We start from the raw sequence: 18,508 nt of genomic DNA, 5'->3' as shown, positions 1-18,508 counted from the left end.
TTCCATGAGACAGTCCCATCGCCTCATGCTCTGCGTCGGAGCGTCATTCCTTGCAATGACGGCATCCGCACAGGCAGCAGGACTCACGCAGGATAGCAAGGGCAGGAAAGCCGTGTCTGCTAGCGTCGCCCGGACCAAGGCAGGTACGATGTCAAAGCGAAGCGTGTTGTCGAACGCAGCGTCTGACGGTGGCAGGATCGAGACGGTCACGGTGACCGGCTCGGCGCTGAGCCAGAACAAGGACCAGAACGCCAACCCGGTCCAGATCATCACGGCTCGTGAGATTCAGAAGACATCGGCCGTCACGATCGGTGATTATCTGCAGCGCCTGCCGTCCATCGGTACCGGTGGAGCAAGCGGCACTTCGACCAATACCCAATCTAATGGTGGTCTGGGTATGTCCTGTGCCGATCTGCGCAATCTGGGTCCTAACCGTGTTCTGGTTCTGGTGGATGGTAAACGCCAGGTCCAGACAATGGGGCAGGGCTCCTCATGCGTTGATCTGAACGCCTTGCCAGTGGACCAGATCGCCTCGGTCGAGATTCTCAAGGATGGCGGCTCCGAGCTTTATGGTGCCGATGCGGTATCGGGTGTCATCAATATCAAGCTTAAGCACGACCTTACCACGGGCGGGATCACGGTACGCGGCGGCATCACCGACGTAGGCGATGGTGCGACGGGCAAGATTTCCGGCTACAAGGGTTTCAATTTTGACCACGGACGCGGCAACATCTCCGTTTTTGGCCAGTATCTGACCACCAGCGGCGTCATGCAGCGTAACCGCGACTGGTCGGCTCTGCCATGGAATGCGAATGTCGCTCCAGGGGCGACCATCCCATATGGCAGTTCCATTACCGCCAATACGCGCGTGTTTGTCGGCGATAACAGCTATGTCTCGAATGGTTCTGGCACGGCAGCCGGCTATCACAGCTTCACGAACGCCGACCGTTACAATTTCGCGTCGGCGCAGAACCTGTCGAACAGCCTGCAATCGTCCAATCTGAGCGGTGACGCCCATTACGACGTCAATGACCATCTCCAGCTCTATGCGAATGTGCGATACTCGCACAAAACCGCCAATAACTTTCTGGCCGGATGGCCCACCACGGGAGCATCTTATCCGTCGACCCTGGAGTCCTCAATCATCCTGCCCAGTGGCAGCCCCTATAATTACTGGGGCCAGGATGTCTCGCTCTATCGTCGTTTCACCGATCTCGGGTCCCGGCGCTACGAGGAGGCAGTAGACACGACTCAGGTTATGGGCGGGGCCAAGGGACGTATCGTTGCCAACTGGTTCTATGACGCTTCTATGACCTACGGCACCTCTCAGGCCATGCTGAACGCGGAAAACTCGCTGAATTACGCGCATTATCTGCAGGCACTCGGCTCACGTCAGGTCGATCCCACGAATGCGGCCAGCGCGGTCGTCTATGATCCTTCGATCTGTGTTGCCTCTACCGGGTGCTCGCTGATCAATCCCGGGACATCCCTGACGACCGCCCAGGCAGCCTATCTGCGCCACACGCAGATCGACCATGCCTATTACCAGATGCGTGATTTCAATCTGCGTGTGCACAATAACGACGTGGTCAAGCTTCCCTATCAGCATGGCGGCGCCGTCGGTATCGCGCTTGGCATGGAGCATCGTAGCGAGCAGGGTAGTTATTCGCCCGATCCTTTGGCGGCAAATGGCGATCTGGGCGGTGGCTCCACTTATACCGGTGGCGGATATAATGCGACCGAAGCCTATCTTGAGGGTAAAATTCCGCTGCTGCAGGACGCGTTTCTGGCCAAGGATCTGACCATTGATGGCCAGGGGCGCTGGTCGCATTACAATACGTTCGGCGACGCCTATAACTGGAAGGTCGGAATCAACTGGGCACCGGTACGTGATATCCGTTTCCGTGCAACCCTCGGCACATCTTTCCGCGCCCCGACCATCACTGAACTCTATGGCGGCCATGCGATCGGTTATTATTCGGGTAACGATCCCTGCGCTCAGGCCGGCAGCTATGGGGCACTCTCGGCCATGGTCGTCGCGAATTGTGCCAAGCAAGGGGTTAACACGGCGACCTTCGTCAACGCCAACTCGGGCCAGCTCCCTCAGCTTTCAGGCGGCAATGCCGCGCTCAAGCCCGAGGAGGGGCGTACCTATACGGTCGGCACGGTCATCACGCCGCGCTGGATTCCCAATCTACAGGCCTCCGTCGAGTATTGGCATTACACGCTCAAAAACATGATCGGCACCTTGCCCGGCCAGTACATCGCCGATGAATGCTACACCGGTGCCAACCCGTCTTATTGCAGCTATATCTCTGCACGAAACGCCTCCGGACAGATTACGCAGATCAACGATACCTATCAGAACCTGGGCGGACTGAGGACGAGCGGCATCGATTTTGACCTGAGCTACACGCTGCGTGTCACGCGACATGACAGTCTCACGGTGAGCAACAACTTCCAGCAGCTGGTCAGCTATCTGCAGCAAAACACGCCTGGCGGTTCATGGTACAACTACGCTGGCAGGCTCTTTTATCAGGCGGGTGGCGGTCAGCCGCGCGTGCGCGATTACGCGACAGCAACATGGCGCCATAACAACATCTCCCTGACCTACATGATGAATTATATAGGGGGAATGCACTTCAACGACGGTTCGACCGATCTTTCCTGCAAGTCGTTCGTTTATTGCAAGGTTCCGGGCATCTTTTCGCACGACGTGACCGTCGATTATCGCACGGGGCGGTGGAATTTCGAGGGTGGAGTCCAGAACATCCTGGACAAGAAACCGCCCTTCGTTCCCGATGGCGCTACAAATACGGCCCTCTCTATGTACCCTCAGCAGATTATCGGTCGGTATGTTTTTCTCCAAGCAGGCGTCAGCTTCTGAGCCTTGTGAGACCTCTCCGTGATCAGCATCGACCCCGATGCTGATCACATAAAGCAAAAAAAGCGCTTTGCTTTCGCGTGAAGACCGCCCTCTAGGCTCTGTTAAGGCTTGAAAATATTTTGTATCTGCATGGATGTTCGTGATGAGCGTGCTGCAGTTTGTAATGTCGATGACGCGTGGCGGGTCTGGGAGCCCCTGATCGAGGCGGTGCAGCCCAAGGGCAAAGCGCCGCCGCGCAACCTGTGTCAAACGGATGATGTCACGTTAAGTGCGGCGTGTTAGATGCAGACGATGAGAACGCCATCTGTGAGCTCGAAACGGCATCGTTTTCTATGTAAACTGCTAGCGCATGCGGTGTGGCTGTATTTCCGCTTTCCCCTGAGCTTTCGTCTTGTCGAAGAAATGCTGATCGAGAAGGATATAGTCGTCTCATATGAGACGCTCCGTCGGTAAAGCCTGAAGTTCGGCACAGCCTACGCTCGCTACCTGCGTCGCAAGGCAGCAAGACCTGATGATGTCTGGCACCTAGACGAGGTGCGGGTCGTGATCCTTGGCAAGCCTCACTGGTTGTGGCGATCCGTGGATCAGGGCGGGTATATCTTCGACGAAATCTTGGAGATACGGCGCAACACCAAAGCGGCCGGACGTTTGCTGACAGGGCCGGTGAAGAGGCAGAGGGTGCGCTCCGGTCGCATGATAACCGACAAGCTGAAATCCTACGGGGCAGCGAGGCGCAACATGCGTCTCTCGATCCGGCATCTCTCGCATAAGGGTCTGAACAACCGGGCGGAGAACAATCATCTTTCTCTGCGAAAACGCGAGCGCATCATGCAGAAGTTCCGTTCACCAGGCGGGTGTCAGCGCTTCGTCTCTGTTTTTTCGGCCATTTGTAATCTCTTCGTCCCATCCGCCTCTTTCACCACCGCCTTTTCCCGGCACATCCATCGTATCAGGGCCTTCGCTCAGTGGAGCAGAACAACCGCTTTCAGCGTCTGAGTACCCGTTTCTCGGGCTTCAACTAACTCCCGTCAGTAAACGTGACATTACCCGTTTCACGTCCACCCCACCTACTTTCGATAATTAAAGCTATCCGAAGTAGATCGGCGTCAGGAGAACCCCGCCAAAAACTCTTTGTACAGAATTGGGGGGGGAAGCGGTATGTCCGTTCTGGTCTATTTTCGGGCGCAAGCTGACTCAGCCTTATGAGGCTCAAGATATCCAACCTAAAAGGCTTTTAGAGCGGGAGTAGTGAGAGTAAGTTAGAATTTATTTTTTGGAGAAATTATATGAACAGCACTATCCGTGATGACGAACCAATAATTACTTCATCTACGTCCACAGCCGAATTTGAAAAAATATTTTCTAAAGAAATGTCTGCGGAAGAATTCATAAATATATTTGAAAACTACGAAAATTACTCTAAATCCAATGCTTTAGAGGTGATGCAAAAAGAACATTCCCGCATATTCAAGTGTTTTACAGATGAGTTAGCACCCTTGGAAACTTTCTTAAAATACAGAAATATAATCGGAACAGAACGAATTCGAATCGGTATGAAGGAGCTTCGATGGGATGCCTATATAAACAACGAAAAATATATAGAAATAACGGTTGCCGAGCTTCCAAAAGAATCTTTCTATAGAAAACATGGATACGATAACATTAATAGATTTATACTCGCTCGTAAGGCTCCAACATTCATGAAAGATATCATTATCAATAGGATAATTGAAAAAACTGAAAAAGAATATCCAGAAAATACAACCCTTTTAGTTAGGTTGACAGATAGGGAAACTTTTGAAGTCGACACTCATATGGAAAAATGGATATCTGAAATAAGGCCGATAATCTCGGATATCTTCAGTAGACCAAAAATAAAGAGCAAGTTTTCAGAGATATTTCTTATTGATATTTCCAGAAACGTTACGATGAAGCTTTACTAATATGCAATATATAGTAAATATACTAAATTAATATCAAACTATATTTTCAGATATCTTTAACTATGCAGTGTACATACTCAGGTATTCTATAACTTTCGGTATCTCAGACAGTATGGAAGCAATACTCTTCCCCACCACCTCATATTGTACCGGCTAGTCCTGCATAATGTCCTCTTTTAGGAACTGAAAACGCTTTCTTTGATGACCGACATTCAGGCGGAAGCTGACGTGGCTTTGGATGCATAAATTCTACGTTTTATGAGGGCAGGGGCGATTTATTTTCAGTAAGAGTTCATGCATGGGCAGAAAAAAGTTCATTAAAACAGCATTTCAATCCCGCTTTGCTCTCAACTTGTGATTGCTGCAAGCTGAGAAGCAATCCCGCCCCCGCAACCACTTACAGTTTCTGAAACCCTGCTAAGTCACTGACTCAGCGGGGTTTTTCTATGCGTGAACTGAGGTCACCTTGTAGAAAGTTATTTAATTTTAGAGGTTTACGGGAAGTAGGTTCAAATCAAGTGTGGAGTACCACGCAACCAATTGCGATTACCTGCATCCCCTTGTCAGGCGACAGTCAGCGATGGCCTCTAAATACAGGAGGTCGGACGCCACATATCCATAGGGAAGAGCCGTAACTTAATCCGATTACCCATACATTCATCAGTCGAAGGGCGTGCCAGATGGACGTCTGGCACGCCCGTTCATATTCGTGCAGTCAAACGGGACAGCACGCGGCTGACCCATATGACGGCCAGCCTAGTGGGCATCATGCGGGTTCGCCGCCATTCCCACCGCCATGCTTGATCCACCCCACAGTGTGGCTTCTCCCATGGTCCCCGCGCTTATCGGGTCCGGGTCCCCATTTTTAATTTAGGTGCTCGCTTCTTTACCAATCGAAGCAAGCGGGTCGATTTCAGCGATCTTTTGGAATTCACCAAGGTAATCCTGTTGATGGGTCGCCATCCAACGGACTATCCGATTGTTTGCAAGGAGTTTGGCGATATAGCCGCGTGCTACGGTCAAATGCAGATTATCAATGCCGTAGGTTTCCTCGACAGATTTTACTTGTGTTTGAAGTGCAGCGAGTTCTCGTTCCATACGAGCAATCTGCTGGCCTGATGGTGTCGCTCTACTCCCTTTTTTTCCTCTTTTGTTCGGTACGAGCTGGTTTTCTGCCGTCGCGGCCCGCAAGGCTCGGGCGAACATGACTGTGAAGTTGTTCTGGCCGATCATGAGGTCAGCGGATTCGATCTGTCGTACAGCCGTCATCTGGCGCAAAATATCGAATACCTTCATGGAGCAGGGGGTATCTTTAAGCATTTCAGCCGCTTCAGGACTGATGCCGTCCAGTAGCCGGAAACGTCTCAATACTGCTTCTACCTGAATATTGAGTGCGGTAGCGATATCAGCAGACGAGACTCCTCGCTCCATGGCGCGTGCGATCATCCGATGTTCCTGGATCGGTGGTATACGATTGACCCGCTTATTGTAGGTATAGGTATCATCGTCAGGAGCCAGCAGACATTCGACTTCTGTGAAGCCGAGTTCCTTCATGGCTTCGATTCTTAAATGACCGTCAAGTAGAAACCATTGTTCGGCGTTCGTCGTATCTGCCGTCACAGCCGGGGACTCTATCGGGTGTCCGATCGCTTTTATGGAGGTCAATATCTGTGAATACGTGCGGCTCGATCTAATATCGGGCGGCAATGTCTTGAGTGGAATGATTGATGCTACAGGAATCGTGAGGAAATCCATGCCGAAAGCCATATGAATACGGCTATGCCCTCGATTGTTCACTTCATCAGTCATGCTCGTTTCCCGATACTCTGACTGTTAGAGCGCGGGGCATGGTCGCCAGCCCCTCGGCTCTAAGCAGGTTAATAAAGCCGTCGTTCGCGAGAAGCTCCTTCAAAGCTTCAACGATGAACAGAAGTCGTGTCTGAGTAAAATCCGATTTCTTGACCAACAGACGCTGCTTCTCGGCCTCACGTTGATAGACCTGCATTAGATCAGCGGCCGTCATTCTACGAATGCTCGTTTTGCGCCCTAAACGCCCCGTTGGTAGACTTTTACGTTGGCTTTGCAAGCGCATCTCGAGCATTCGCCGGACCGCTGCCAGCTTCTTGCCCCTCAGCTTGCCCGTTTCATAGGCATCAAGGAGTAGGTTCTGGGCTTCTTCTGTTTCAGCCCGGGAAATCTCCATTGCCAGAGTAATCGGAATAAGGCCGGTTTCAACTGCGGCTAGAAGCCGTTCCTCACCACGATCGAGGAGGGAAGCGACCATGTTGACCCAGGAGGCTCCGACACCGATTTTTGTACCGATTGCCGTATCACTATAACCGCGTGATCGTAATGCGCCGACCTCGCGCATGAGATCAATGGGGCGCGGTGTACGTCGGGCGATGTTTTCGACCAAGCTCATCACGAGACACTCGCTCTCGCTCGCCTTGATGACCACTGCCGGGATATCTGGCTGGCCGAGCATCTGGAAGGCTTCCAACCGACCTTCGCCGCAAACCAGGTCATATCTGGGGCCATTGGCCGTATCTCGGCGACTTACGGTGATGGGCCGTTTCAAACCGATAGCTTCGATGTTGTTAACGATTTCCCGATGCTGGCGCTTGTTGCGGGCGCGTGGATTTACGACTGTAATCTGGCTGATCGGGATCATTTCTATCCTGCTCGGACGAATGACAGACATCAGGCGACCTCCGCAATGGAAATAGGAGTGGCGATGTCGTATAGGAGTTCAAGATTGTCGAAACGATAGGCGTCAAGAGCAAGACCGTTTTCTTCCGACAGGCGAAGTTTGCCGGAAATTATGTCGATGCGTGGAAATAGATAGTAGTCCAGAGGCATACGATTGGCGCTGTCCATACGCACGACGATCGTAATGTCGGGTATGAGTGAGGTATCGAAATGCATTTTCCAGCGCAGCAGTCCGGTGGATGTTTCTATACAGCGCGCTATCGTCACGGAAAGACTGAATTCGTCATTGACGACGATACGGTCGTCCTGATGAGTCTGCCATACATCACTACCTTTGGTGCGCAATTCAGCGATTATTTGTCGAATAATTTCCGGATGAAGTCTGCGTAGTTCACGGTTTATCGCGATGTATCGATAGTCACGATCCGGTTTGAACCCGACAAGATGATAGGCGCGGAGCAAACTACCGAAACGGGCGCTATAGGCGCCGCTGGAAGGCAAGTCATCACATTCATCAATGATTATACCCGATAATAGGCCTCTCTGGTGATAGAGTTCCTTCAAGGAATGCAGCATTTCTTCATCAGTCAGACGGAAAGAGCGCGTATTGATGATGCTCCTTGCAGATTCGAATAGCTCACGCTCGACGATGGCTTCGAATGCATTTTGTGCTTTGATCCACATTTCTGGCTCATTGCGAACTCGTTTTTTCTTTAACTTGAAGGAGCGACGATTCCATACGTTATCGCCGACGTATTTTTCATTGATCAGTAATTGATGTACTGTTCCTCTGGTCCAGAGACGTCCAAGATCTGTCAAAATGCCACGTCTGTTGAGGTCGTCGGCGATCTCGCTCTCGCTGCGTTCCTGATGAACGAAAGACTGATAGATGGTGCGGACCAGATTGATTTCCTCGGCCGGACCGGGCGTCAGGATAACGCGGTCAGTCTGGATACTCTTATGTTCGCCCTGCCCAAGAATGCCCTTGATGGCGCCGTTCTCATCAATCAGGGTTCGACGTAAGCCAAATCCAGCCGGCCCTCCCTGACGATAACCCTTCTCGATCAATCTTCCCTGACCTGCAAATACTTTGGTAGAAAGTTCTCGGCTATATTCCCCAGCCATGGCACGCTTAACGCCCTTGACGATGGTTGAGATCGGACTCCCATCGTTCTCGAACTGTTCGGCGCAATATTCGACTGCAATACCCGCGCGACGGCAGATATATTCGTAGTAAGCGCTCTCATCCGCATCCTGGAACCGGCCCCAACGGCTGACGTCGTAGACAAGAACTAATGTGAAATCAGTATTTCCTGCCTGAACGTCTTCAATGAGCTGTCTGAGTGCATTGCGCCCCTCAATTTTGAGGCCACTTTTCCCGGCATCGGCATACGTACGGACGATATCAATCCCGCGAGCCTTGGCATACTGCTTGATCGCTTCCGACTGATTTTCGGTCGAATACTTCTGAAGATCCGTTGACATTCGGACGTATTCGGCGGCCCGAACGAAGCGTTCCATCGGCTCAGTGCGATCATCATCGTAGAATCTCCGGCTCGTCACGTTTTGCCCTTTCCGAGGCCAATAACGGAGGTCCGGACATCTTCCCTCGCAGTGAGAATGAGTCTGTTCCGTCATCCTGAAGCGGGATTATTTTAGCGTCGGAAGGATCGGAAGATGTTGCCGAAAAAGGGCAGGAAATTACCTCTATGGAAGGGTGTTCTCGGACGTCGTGAAAACTATGCCAAGACGGTTGCCGAACTGTTGCGCAAAGAGCATGAAGATAGCCACGGTGTAATCAAGAGGCTTATGCGACAGACAGGCGCAAGTGAGAAGAGTGTAAAGCACTGGCTTTCAGCGCAGCATGGTCCAGATACGATATATTTCTTGCGTCTTGTTGTTTTGTCGCCGGTTATCCGGGCATTCGTTTCTGGGCTGGTAGAAGGACGTAATGCTGATCTCTCGACATACCCGACAGAGTATTCTTCACTTGCTGCAGCCAGAGAAGCTTATCGGCTTGGAGTGGTGGCAAGCGGCAGACAGGCACTGCCTGTAGGAGGGAATGACCCTGAACATGTCCTTGAACACGACCCTGTAAATGTCCCTGATCATTGGGAGCTGAATGAACGGCAACGGTGGTTCCTGCTAAGACTCGAGCGAGGGAGCAGATGCAGAGCCATTGACATTATATCTGTATGGAATGTGAGCCTGAAAACCGCACGCAGGGACATTGGAGGTCTTCAGCAAGCTCAACTCGTAGAATATGTCGGCTCACGCAGAAAAGGGAGATATTGCCGCAAAGCCGAGACCTGAGTGGCCGATGTCTTCCAGGTGGCAAGCCTGTGCAATCACAAGGCTGGAATGGAAGACGCCCCTTGCCAAAGGGAGGTCTCTTAGCTATATTCTTAGCTAAGGGGGTGCCTCATGGCCCAGTTTTCGGTTCACGATGCCAAAACCAATCTGTCTCGCCTGATTGCCGACGTGCTTGCGGGTGGTGATGTGGTGATCGCACGTGGTTCTGTACCAGTAGTGCGCCTTGTGCCGGTGGAGGCGCAGGGGCGCCGCGTGTTTGGGGCGCTCAAAGACCAGATCACCCTGGATGAGACCTTCAATGAGGCGCTGCCCGACGATGAACTGGACGGGTGGAATCTCGCTTGAGGCTATTGCTTGATACACATGCGTTGATCTGGTGGCTGGCGGGCGACGAGCATTTGAGCCGCCGCGCCCAAGAGGCCATAGCGGATGAGGTCAACGTCATAGCCGTGAGCGCGGCTTCGGCCATGGAGGTCGCAACCAAGTTCCGCATCGGTAAACTGCCGGGGGCGGCCCTGCTGGCACAGGATTTTGAGGCTATTGTTGCTGGGCAGGGGTTCGTTGAGCTGCCAATCAGCGTTACTCATGCTCGCATCGCGGGCGAGATGAACATTGCTCATAAAGACCCGTTTGACCGTTTCCTGATTGCCCAAGCGCAGGCCGAGGGTATGACGTTGATCTCCAACGAGGTCTTGTTTGACAACTTCGCCGTCAATCGTCTTTGGTGATCGTCTAAAGCGGACGTACGAACGAGAGGATGGTGGATACGAACCGATCTGAACCGTTGGGATCAGTTCGCGACAACGGTCATGGCGTTGAATGGGAGTTGCCCTACTCCTAGGAGATAGGAGGCGCTATGATTGGGGAAAGATCAAGCGAGCGCAGAAAAAATCTTTTCAAAACAATTATCTAAACCCGCTTTATTCTCACCTTGCGATTGTCGCAATTTGAGAAGCAATCCTGCCCCCGCAACCAAAATACCCCCCAATACACAATCCAGACACAGCGTAGCTCTCTCACAGAGAATACGCGTTTATACGCGCGCGTAGGGCTTAAAAATCTCGTCAGAAATTCTGTAATCAACGATTTTGTAATCTGCGCCGCGCTTTCCAACGGATTATCATGCCAGATATCAGCGCCTGTTGGGGCCTTTTGCAGGTAGGGTAGTCTCAGCTTGGCGCCTTCGACTATATGGCAGCCGTGCTATCCGCTGTATAATGCCGCTCACGACCAGAACATACAGTCCGAGACCTCGATGCATCCGACGAATTGCCTATCTGCCTTCCCCGTCTGGCTTGATGGGCGTAATTGGCTCCCGGGGGGGACGGGTATTCATAGCTTCACACACGCTCTGAACGAAACTCTTGCGAGCAGGAATATCCCGACTGCGATCTTACTGGATCGTGATTCGAGCAAACCACATTCAATAACGACCAATTTGCGCAAATTTTGTAACGCAATGATCGGAAGGTTACCCGCAATTCGTGATACGTCCCATGGTGATATCATTATAGACGATCTATACAGAACAGCACATACGAGGTTCCGTCTTCGGGGACAGATCAGCGAATTCGATGTTGCAAATGCTGCAACGCCGCCAAAGGTGGTTCACTGGACATCTCCTTTGCCAATACAGGCCAGAGGCGCACTCAATGTCGTGACGATTCACGATATAATTCCGCTCACACACCCTAATCTGACAGGGATAGACTCTCGCCGGTTCGAAGATCTCCTGGGGCGACTTTTCGAGCGCGTTGATGGTATTACCACCGTGTCAGAGGCCGTCCGTTCTGAAATTGTTTCTCGTTTTGGTATAGCGCCGGGAAGAATAAGAAACCTCTACCAGCCAGTCTCGCATAGCGCGCTCCAGATCGAAGCTGCCAGAGCAGTTCAGCCGATTGTGCAAGATGGTGGTTATATATGCGTCGGAAGGGTCGAAGCGCGGAAGAACATTGATCGTCTTCTGGAGGCTCATGCGCTTAGCCATACACGCAGGCCGATAACCCTGATAGGACCTGATGGGGATGACCGACCTGCCTGCATTTCTCGAGGAGTTACAAGCACTGTCAGACGCGTCAAATGGTGCGAGAAGACTCAATTGCTGCGGACCATTCTCGGAGCCCGCGCACTCTTGTTTCCATCCCTCGCCGAAGGCTTTGGTTTACCGATCATCGAAGCAATGGGGCTGGGCATACCCGTGATGACGTCGGGCGTTGGCGCAACGGCTGAAATCGCGGGGGATGCGGCTATCCTCGTCGATCCAGAAAACGTGCAGGAAATGGCAGCCGCCATAGCGGCGCTCGATCGTGATGATGCATCAGGCATTGAGGCGCGTCACCGACTTGTATCCGCCGGTTACCAGCGTGCGCAATTATTCACCAAAGAGGCTTTTGCTGAAAAAGTTATAGGGTTTTACCGAGAACTAGCCTCCGCCTGTGGCATCTGACACGCTACAAGGCTGATGATCAATTGGTATAATCCCGCAGGGGTGAGATCGCTTGGCATTACGCCGTGTGACGCCTGCTCACCAGAGTGCAAGTCAGGGAATCGCATTACGACGTAGGGCGTGTGTTTTGCACCACCTGGCACAATGCTACCGGGGATCGATGGACGATGATCGCCGAAAAACACCAGCATTGAGTCCCGTCCGGTTGCTGCGAGGCGTTCGGAGAGAGACCGTAACAAAGCATCACTGTTTGCCGCATGATGTTCCCATGCGCCAGTCGCCGTTGTCTGATTTGCGCGTCCAGGAGCCCAGGGGCCGTGGTTCTCCATCGTCACAGCATAGAGGAGAGTCGGCTCATCAGCCTGTTCTACAAGCTCCATCAGACGCTCTCCCAGAGCCATATCGCTAATGTAAGGTGTGTTCCCTGCGGGAGGAGGAAAGTGGTCCTCGCCAATGATTTCGTTGAAGCCCAAACTAGGCATGAGCTTAGCGCGATCGTAAAAGCGCATATCGTGGGGATGAATGAAAACGGATCGCGTGAAAAAACGCGACAGTCTGTGTGGAAGTGCAAAAGACGATTCCGTATCGGCCGTCAAAAAAGGGTCGAATGAGCGGAAACCAAGTTCACTCTCATTTCGCCCGCATAATACTCCGTATTCTGTACGCATGGTGTATGCACCAAAACCACTAACATGGAGATCTCCCCACGCGACTGACTTTTCCCGGGTGTATTGAAGTCCTGGGAACGAAAAATGGCCAACGGGGATCTCAGCGAATGACTCGCACTGTACGACCAGAAGAATTTCCGGAGGTTTCGTCACGTTGCCCGGTATGATGGGTGGTATAGGTGAGGGAGAGACGCTGCGTTTCCACCGCATCCAGTATATGGCGAGTGTAGGAACAAGACCGTATGCGTGCAAATCCGTCGTCAGGTGCGGATGGCCCATCCGGTTGGAACGTAGCAGGAACAGGGCATTAATGTAGCCAATAACGCCTGAAACAAAGGCAATGACCGCACCAAGTGCGGCCATCCGGGCGTTCGGACTTGAGAAGCGGTAAACCCCGCCCGCAAGGATGCATATCGAGAGCATTATGCCGCATTTTAGGGCGTTGGGAATCACCCCCAGATAGAATCTGGGGTAGAGAACAAACGACCTTAGCGCGACGACATCCGAAAATACCAAGGGTTCCCCAAGCGTTCGATATTTAATGTTGGATCCTACCGTTAGCACGGCTGCCAGAAAAACGACTAACGTCGCGGCCACAAAGGGTGATCCGGTAAACATGAGAAATATGCCGAAACCTGCAGTGGTGATTGCAGCCCGCAATGGAAGCGCAATCGGCGCCCGTAAAAGCCGGCGTGGTTTCGCAGCTAGGTCAATCGCCTCAGTCGTTAAAAGGGAGAGTATTAGAATCTTGATTGCGACAGACAAGCCCATGACCAGTTCAATATATAGCCTGTTTGGCATAATGCCAGAGACCCATAAATAGGACAATCGCATCGGCGGCCGCCGACGTTTTTAGCGGTAGCGAGTTTCTATTAATGTCTACGTCTTGGGGTGTTGAGGCAAATCTTCACCGGACTGACCTTTTTCGGACAGATTCGGCGCAGAAGCTATATCTCCCTCATGGCGACCACAGATGGGGGAATAACAGGGTCGAGGCGCATCGGGATAGATTTTTGCGAGATGCATCTAAAGCAACAGGTCTCGGTGAATGAGACAGGATTGTTAGAGAGGTCGCGATGTCATTCGCTGAGATACATGGTTTATCCGACAGGATTTTTGTGCGAAGGGCTGCGGTACCTTCCCCCGTCAGTATGGAAAGAGATTTCGGAACTGTGAACTGCGCGCCTGTCCTGCTTCGTATGCCACCGTTCCGCGCTGCAGGGCGAGAAATCGGCACTTGCGACCAATCTTGGGATAATATTACCCCAGATGACGGCGCGGAGGGGTCAACTTCTGATCTGGCCGTGCTGGATCTCATATGGCGCGAGCGGGTCGGAGGCGAATATGTTGCTCGAGGCGTGCCTGTTTTCGAAACACAGAGATCAGTTGCCGTGTCGCTCCATTCTCCCGGATCCTCACTCGGAACCGTCGATTATGCCATCCAGCGTTGGGGTGCACACAGGCTCATTGCCGTCCTCTCCTTCGAAGATCCTGTAGCACACAAGCGAATAAGTGCTGCAATCAGGGCGAGGGGCGTACAGATCATCGACGCTGGCCTCAATCCGCATCAGTTGATTGATCCCTGTCAGGTCGTGGTTGCGGACCAGATTGACGATCTGGTGCTGCTTGGGTTGTGCGCCGACCGCGAAGTTTGGACGTTGGGGGGGGCGGATCTCAAACGCGAGAGCCGAGAGAAGGCTGCGCGTTTGATCGTTAAGAGCACGCATTATACCAATCCTTTCTCGGGCGAAGCCATGCACGTGGAGGAGGTCGTAAGTCTGCTCGCTTTCTGGGGCCAGATCATTCGCGAGAATCGCGATGTGGCTGCCTGCTACGGGATGGCCTGGTGGAAACGCAGGCGAATGTCTGCTTTCTTCGATCAGGCACCGGGTGCGCCTGCGGCCACGAGATCGGTTAGCCGTGTTCTCGCGCAAGCCCGTCGTAGCGGAAAGGCTGTAGCATCGTGGTCAACGCGCTCATCGAACAGGTTGCTTGCACGAGCAGCGAAAGCCGCTGCACCGGTTTGGCGTGTGGAGGATGGGTTCATACGCTCCGTGGGGTTAGGCAGCGATCTGTTGCCACCGGCTTCGATCGTTCTCGACCGCCGTGGCATATATTATGATCCGACGCGGGAGAGTGATCTAGAGTTTCTTCTGGCGACACATGCGTTTGATGAGACGATCAGAGCCAGAGGACGATCGCTTATTGCCCGAGTGGTAAAAGAACAGGTGTCCAAGTACGGAGCCGATTCATCAGACTTCGCGAGCCTGATCAACCGGTCAGGGACAGTGTCTTCCAATCGAAGGCGTATACTCGTACCGGGACAGGTAGCGGATGATCAGTCCGTATTACGAGGAGGGGCAGGCGTTTCCGGAAATCTCGACCTTTTGCAGCGGGTCAGGAGAGATAACCCGGAAGCCTACATCATCTATCGCCCACATCCTGACGTTGAGGCCGGGCACCGGGCTGGGGCGATAGAGGATGAGGTGATCCTTGGCGAGGCTGATGCAATCTCGCGCGGAGGTTCGATGGCTGTTCTGCTTAATCAGATCGACGAAGTGCATACACTCACCTCGTTGACCGGGTTTGAGGCACTTTTGAGGAATATAAGCGTTTCTGTCTGGGGTCAGCCCTTCTATGCAGGATGGGGTTTGACGATTGACCACGCGCCGCAATTGCCGAGGCGAGGGCGTAACCTTTTAATAGAGGAGCTGGTAGCCGGTACCCTCATTCTCTATCCCCGGTATATCGATCCTCTGACCGGGTTACCTTGCACACCTGAAGTGCTCCTTGATCGATTGGCTGACAAGTCGTTGTGGGTTCTCCCGCTCTGGTCGCGCATCAGACGCATACAGGGAAATTGCCGGCGCCAGACTGTCAGAATTTGGAACTTGCTATCTCGAGTACTATCCCATGAACGATAAAACCACTCAGACAGATAATTCGTCATTTGGCGTGGGGCGCAAAAGGAATTTTCTGCTGCTCCAAGGGCTGATGGGGCCATTTTTTCAGCGGATCGGTGCTGCTCTTCGTGTCGAGGGATTCGGGGTATTCAAGGTAAATTTTAATGGTGGAGATCGCCTGTTCTGGCGTCTCCCCGGTGGCATTGATTACACTGGAAGCGAGGCGGACTGGCCTGCGGCCCTGCGCGGCATCATTGCGCGGTATGAAATCACGGATGTCGTACTCTTTGGCGATTGCCGCGTTTTGCACCGCGCGGCCATAGCGGTCTGTCGTGAGCAAACGACCACTGTGCACGTGTTTGAAGAAGGGTATATCCGTCCGGACTGGGTGACACTCGAAGTCGGGGGCGTGAATGGTTTCTCGGCGCTCCCCCGGGACCCCGCATGGTATCTGAGCCACATCCCGTCGACGGACATTACCGATGCGTTGGGTAGTGTACCCTCTTCTTTCCGAAGGCGGGCGCTGGAAGGGGTCGCGTATAATGCAGCAGATCTCCTGACGCGCTGGTACTATCGCCACTGGAAAACACACCGTCCCTGGCCTCCACTGGTTGAGGGTATCGGGTGGGTCAAGCGGCTCGCAGATCGTAAGGCTGCAGGGCGTCGTTCGCGTGCAGTACTTGCCGAGCTCAAGCGCACCGATGCCCGCTATGTTCTTGTCCCCCTCCAGCTCGATGCAGATGCACAAGTCAGGTTGCACTCTCCTTTTTCGTCGATCTCGGAGGCTCTAGACCTGATCTTCGCCTCTTACGCCCGTTATGCTCCCAGTGAGTTGCGGTTGGTCGTCAAGGAACATCCCCTCGATAACGGTGTTGTTGACTGGCGCCTGAGGGTTCGTAAGCTCGCTTCTGATTATGGCGTGAGTGAGCGCGTTGATTACGTGGAGGAGGGTGATATCGCACTGATGGTGCGTGACTCTGCTGGCCTGGTAACGATCAATTCCACAACGGGAACCTTGGCGCTGGCTTCGAGGGTTCCTGTCATCACGCTGGGCGACGCTGTGTACGATGTTCCTGGCATAACCTATCAGGGGGCGCTCGATGCTTTCTGGGCGAATCCCGGGACGCCGGATGGCGCCTTGTTCGAAGCATTCAGGCACGTGCTTATCGAGAGATGTCTGATCAAGGGAGGCTTCTTCTCCGAGGTCGGCCTCTCCATGCTGGTCCGTGGGAGCCTTACCCGCCTCAAAGCGCATTGTCCGGTCGAGCATGCGCACTGGCTTCGGCCACCAAGCGCCCCTAATGAGGGGACTGAGGACGGACTGACGCCGCTATCACCATCGCCTGTGAAGGGCGTCCCGGAGACTGGCATTTGCTGAAGCTTACCGAAGCCCGCAGACCCATAATCCTAGATATCTCCCGGCTCATCTCGCGAGCGCGCGCCTTGGCTGCGACCGGCATAGATCGAGTGGAGCTGGCTTATGCCGAATATCTAATTGCTCATGAGAGCGACCGTACCTGGTTTTGCGCCTATCATCCCATGGGTTTCATCGGCCTACTGCATACAGACCAGGCAAAGTGGTTTGTCGAGGCGCTTTCCCGACGCTGGGGCGGCCAAACGCGTGAGGACACGCAAAACCGCGCTCGCCTCCTCCAGCTTTCCTTGCTGCGCTGGAAACGCGGATCGTTACCTTGGGGGGGGATCACCAGGGAGAAGGCTATCTATCTGCTTGTCTCTCATCATCATTTGACGCGCCCGGGCGTGATTGGAGCCGTGCTGAAACGTTGGCGCGCAGATCTGATCGTCATGTTGCATGATTTGATACCGATAGAGTTTCCCGAATATTCTCGACCGCGCGAGGCAGCACGCCACGTACTACGGGTGCAGACGATTGCCGATTTTGCACACGGGGTGATCGTTCCAGCTGACGCGGTGGGAAGGTCGCTTGGGAATATGTTGCGTGGGGGCGCCAAGGCTGACTGTCAAATATGGACAATACCCCATGGCGTACCAGATGCTGTGAAAACTGTAACCTATCAGGAGACGACCCACACTGGGCGGGAAGGGGATACACCATACTTCGTTTGCTTGGGCACGATCGAGCCCCGCAAGAATCATCTGCTGCTACTCAATCTCTGGCGCGACATGGTGAAATCGGAGGGGGGCTGTGTCCCAAGACTACTTCTCATCGGCAAGCGAGGATGGGAGAACGAGAACGTTCTGGACATGCTTGAGCGTTGCGCAGCCTTGCGTGGCCATGTCGAGGAATTATCCGGACTTTCCGATGAAGCGGTCGTGAGCATTCTTCGTGGCGCCCGAGGCCTGCTCTTTCCCACCTTTGCGGAGGGGTTCGGCTTACCGCTTGCCGAGGCTCTGACACTTGGTGTTCCGTCAATTGTGGCCGATATCGAGGTGCTTCGCGAGGTTGGGAGGGAAATTCCCTGTTATCTGGATCCGAATGATGGGATAGGGTGGCGGGCTGCAATTGCGGATTTCGCAGCCGAGGGGCCGGTCTACAGGGCCCAGAAAGCCCTAGTGGCCAATGCCGACTATTGGGGGTGGACCGAGAGCGTTGCTGCGTCCATAACCAAGATCGATCAAGTCGCGGTTGGCGCCGTCAACCTCCACCAGGGATGAGA

At 53.3% G+C, this 18,508-nt stretch carries 15 protein-coding genes and 1 pseudogene; 10 read left to right on the top strand and 6 right to left on the bottom strand.

The window, feature by feature from the left end:
- The first annotated feature begins 4 nt into the window (after positions 1–4).
- From F3J08_RS11195 to F3J08_RS11185, 3 genes and pseudogenes are all read left to right on the top strand, one after another.
- Positions 5–2,887 (top strand): TonB-dependent siderophore receptor, encoded by a 2,883-nt coding sequence (locus tag F3J08_RS11195; RefSeq protein WP_240149303.1) that lies wholly within the window; start codon positions 5–7, stop codon positions 2,885–2,887.
- 282 nt (positions 2,888–3,169) lie between these two features.
- A pseudogene (locus tag F3J08_RS16960) lies at positions 3,170–3,883 on the top strand (IS6 family transposase).
- A gap of 290 nt (positions 3,884–4,173) precedes the next feature.
- Positions 4,174–4,830: a hypothetical protein gene (locus tag F3J08_RS11185; protein ID WP_166929983.1), complete on the top strand. Its 657-nt coding sequence runs from the start codon at positions 4,174–4,176 to the stop codon at positions 4,828–4,830.
- A gap of 870 nt (positions 4,831–5,700) precedes the next feature.
- On the opposite strand, the gene F3J08_RS11180 is transcribed toward F3J08_RS11185, so the two are convergent.
- The 3 genes from F3J08_RS11180 to F3J08_RS11170 are packed head-to-tail and all read right to left on the bottom strand — an operon-like array spanning position 5,701 to position 9,060.
- Entirely contained in the window at positions 5,701–6,639 is a 939-nt protein-coding gene (locus tag F3J08_RS11180) for a plasmid partitioning protein RepB C-terminal domain-containing protein (protein ID WP_166929981.1), read from the bottom strand.
- Positions 6,632–7,531, bottom strand: a complete 900-nt coding sequence (locus F3J08_RS11175) for a plasmid partitioning protein RepB C-terminal domain-containing protein (protein ID WP_166929980.1) — start codon at positions 7,529–7,531, stop codon at positions 6,632–6,634. The genes F3J08_RS11180 and F3J08_RS11175 overlap by 8 nt, the downstream gene beginning before the upstream one ends.
- Positions 7,531–9,060: a recombinase family protein gene (locus F3J08_RS11170; RefSeq protein WP_166929978.1), complete on the bottom strand. Its 1,530-nt coding sequence runs from the start codon at positions 9,058–9,060 to the stop codon at positions 7,531–7,533. Before F3J08_RS11170 ends, F3J08_RS11175 begins: the two co-directional genes overlap by 1 nt.
- Positions 9,061–9,216: 156 nt before the next feature.
- Here F3J08_RS11170 and F3J08_RS11165 point away from each other — a divergent pair, with 156 nt between their 5' ends.
- The 4 genes from F3J08_RS11165 to F3J08_RS11150 all read left to right on the top strand — a co-directional run bounded on the left by F3J08_RS11165 (position 9,217) and on the right by F3J08_RS11150 (position 12,298).
- Positions 9,217–9,852 (top strand): hypothetical protein, encoded by a 636-nt coding sequence (locus F3J08_RS11165; protein WP_166929976.1) that lies wholly within the window; start codon positions 9,217–9,219, stop codon positions 9,850–9,852.
- A gap of 111 nt (positions 9,853–9,963) precedes the next feature.
- Positions 9,964–10,197: a type II toxin-antitoxin system Phd/YefM family antitoxin gene (locus F3J08_RS11160; protein ID WP_166929974.1), complete on the top strand. Its 234-nt coding sequence runs from the start codon at positions 9,964–9,966 to the stop codon at positions 10,195–10,197.
- Positions 10,194–10,580, top strand: coding sequence for a type II toxin-antitoxin system VapC family toxin (locus F3J08_RS11155; protein ID WP_166929972.1), 387 nt, complete (start codon positions 10,194–10,196; stop codon positions 10,578–10,580). Before F3J08_RS11160 ends, F3J08_RS11155 begins: the two co-directional genes overlap by 4 nt.
- A gap of 527 nt (positions 10,581–11,107) precedes the next feature.
- Positions 11,108–12,298, top strand: coding sequence for a glycosyltransferase family 1 protein (locus tag F3J08_RS11150; protein ID WP_166929970.1), 1,191 nt, complete (start codon positions 11,108–11,110; stop codon positions 12,296–12,298).
- On the opposite strand, the gene F3J08_RS11145 is transcribed toward F3J08_RS11150, so the two are convergent.
- The 3 genes from F3J08_RS11145 to F3J08_RS17200 all read right to left on the bottom strand — a co-directional run bounded on the left by F3J08_RS11145 (position 12,265) and on the right by F3J08_RS17200 (position 15,013).
- Positions 12,265–13,800, bottom strand: a complete 1,536-nt coding sequence (locus F3J08_RS11145; RefSeq protein ID WP_205206938.1) for an LTA synthase family protein — start codon at positions 13,798–13,800, stop codon at positions 12,265–12,267. The two genes, F3J08_RS11150 and F3J08_RS11145, sit on opposite strands and share 34 nt — an antisense overlap.
- A gap of 581 nt (positions 13,801–14,381) precedes the next feature.
- Complete coding sequence (locus F3J08_RS17205; protein WP_240149302.1) at positions 14,382–14,693, bottom strand: hypothetical protein; 312 nt, start codon at positions 14,691–14,693, stop codon at positions 14,382–14,384.
- Between the two features lie 152 nt (positions 14,694–14,845).
- Positions 14,846–15,013, bottom strand: coding sequence for a hypothetical protein (locus F3J08_RS17200; RefSeq protein WP_240149301.1), 168 nt, complete (start codon positions 15,011–15,013; stop codon positions 14,846–14,848).
- On the opposite strand from F3J08_RS17200, the gene F3J08_RS17555 reads away from it, so the two are divergent.
- The 3 genes from F3J08_RS17555 to F3J08_RS11130 all read left to right on the top strand — a co-directional run bounded on the left by F3J08_RS17555 (position 14,955) and on the right by F3J08_RS11130 (position 18,506).
- Entirely contained in the window at positions 14,955–15,890 is a 936-nt protein-coding gene (locus F3J08_RS17555; protein WP_370458717.1) for a hypothetical protein, read from the top strand. The two genes, F3J08_RS17200 and F3J08_RS17555, sit on opposite strands and share 59 nt — an antisense overlap.
- Positions 15,880–17,247, top strand: coding sequence for a capsule biosynthesis protein (locus F3J08_RS11135; RefSeq protein ID WP_205206936.1), 1,368 nt, complete (start codon positions 15,880–15,882; stop codon positions 17,245–17,247). Before F3J08_RS17555 ends, F3J08_RS11135 begins: the two co-directional genes overlap by 11 nt.
- Positions 17,248–17,312: 65 nt before the next feature.
- Complete coding sequence (locus F3J08_RS11130; protein ID WP_166929964.1) at positions 17,313–18,506, top strand: glycosyltransferase family 1 protein; 1,194 nt, start codon at positions 17,313–17,315, stop codon at positions 18,504–18,506.
- Positions 18,507–18,508: the final 2 nt, after the last annotated feature.

Source organism: Asaia sp. As-1742 (genome assembly GCF_011753235.1).
GTDB classification, from domain to species: Bacteria; Pseudomonadota; Alphaproteobacteria; order Acetobacterales; family Acetobacteraceae; genus Asaia; species Asaia bogorensis_B.
The sequence above is the reverse complement of the archived record's forward strand: the minus strand, read 5'-3'. Positions and strand labels throughout refer to the sequence as shown.

Excerpts from the sequence above, each read along its gene's own strand:
- F3J08_RS11195 (WP_240149303.1), top strand. The coding sequence starts at position 5 with ATGAGACAGTCCCATCGCCTCATGCTCTGCGTCGGAGCGTCATTCCTT.
- F3J08_RS11185 (WP_166929983.1), top strand. The coding sequence starts at position 4,174 with ATGAACAGCACTATCCGTGATGACGAACCAATAATTACTTCATCTACG.
- F3J08_RS11180 (WP_166929981.1), bottom strand. The coding sequence starts at position 6,639 with ATGACTGATGAAGTGAACAATCGAGGGCATAGCCGTATTCATATGGCT.
- F3J08_RS11175 (WP_166929980.1), bottom strand. The coding sequence starts at position 7,531 with ATGTCTGTCATTCGTCCGAGCAGGATAGAAATGATCCCGATCAGCCAG.
- F3J08_RS11170 (WP_166929978.1), bottom strand. The coding sequence starts at position 9,060 with ATGGAACGCTTCGTTCGGGCCGCCGAATACGTCCGAATGTCAACGGAT.
- F3J08_RS11165 (WP_166929976.1), top strand. The coding sequence starts at position 9,217 with ATGTTGCCGAAAAAGGGCAGGAAATTACCTCTATGGAAGGGTGTTCTC.
- F3J08_RS11160 (WP_166929974.1), top strand. The coding sequence starts at position 9,964 with ATGGCCCAGTTTTCGGTTCACGATGCCAAAACCAATCTGTCTCGCCTG.
- F3J08_RS11150 (WP_166929970.1), top strand. The coding sequence starts at position 11,108 with ATGCATCCGACGAATTGCCTATCTGCCTTCCCCGTCTGGCTTGATGGG.
- F3J08_RS11145 (WP_205206938.1), bottom strand. The coding sequence starts at position 13,800 with ATGCGATTGTCCTATTTATGGGTCTCTGGCATTATGCCAAACAGGCTA.
- F3J08_RS17205 (WP_240149302.1), bottom strand. The coding sequence starts at position 14,693 with ATGCGTGCTCTTAACGATCAAACGCGCAGCCTTCTCTCGGCTCTCGCG.
- F3J08_RS17200 (WP_240149301.1), bottom strand. The coding sequence starts at position 15,013 with ATGAACCCATCCTCCACACGCCAAACCGGTGCAGCGGCTTTCGCTGCT.
- F3J08_RS11135 (WP_205206936.1), top strand. The coding sequence starts at position 15,880 with ATGAACGATAAAACCACTCAGACAGATAATTCGTCATTTGGCGTGGGG.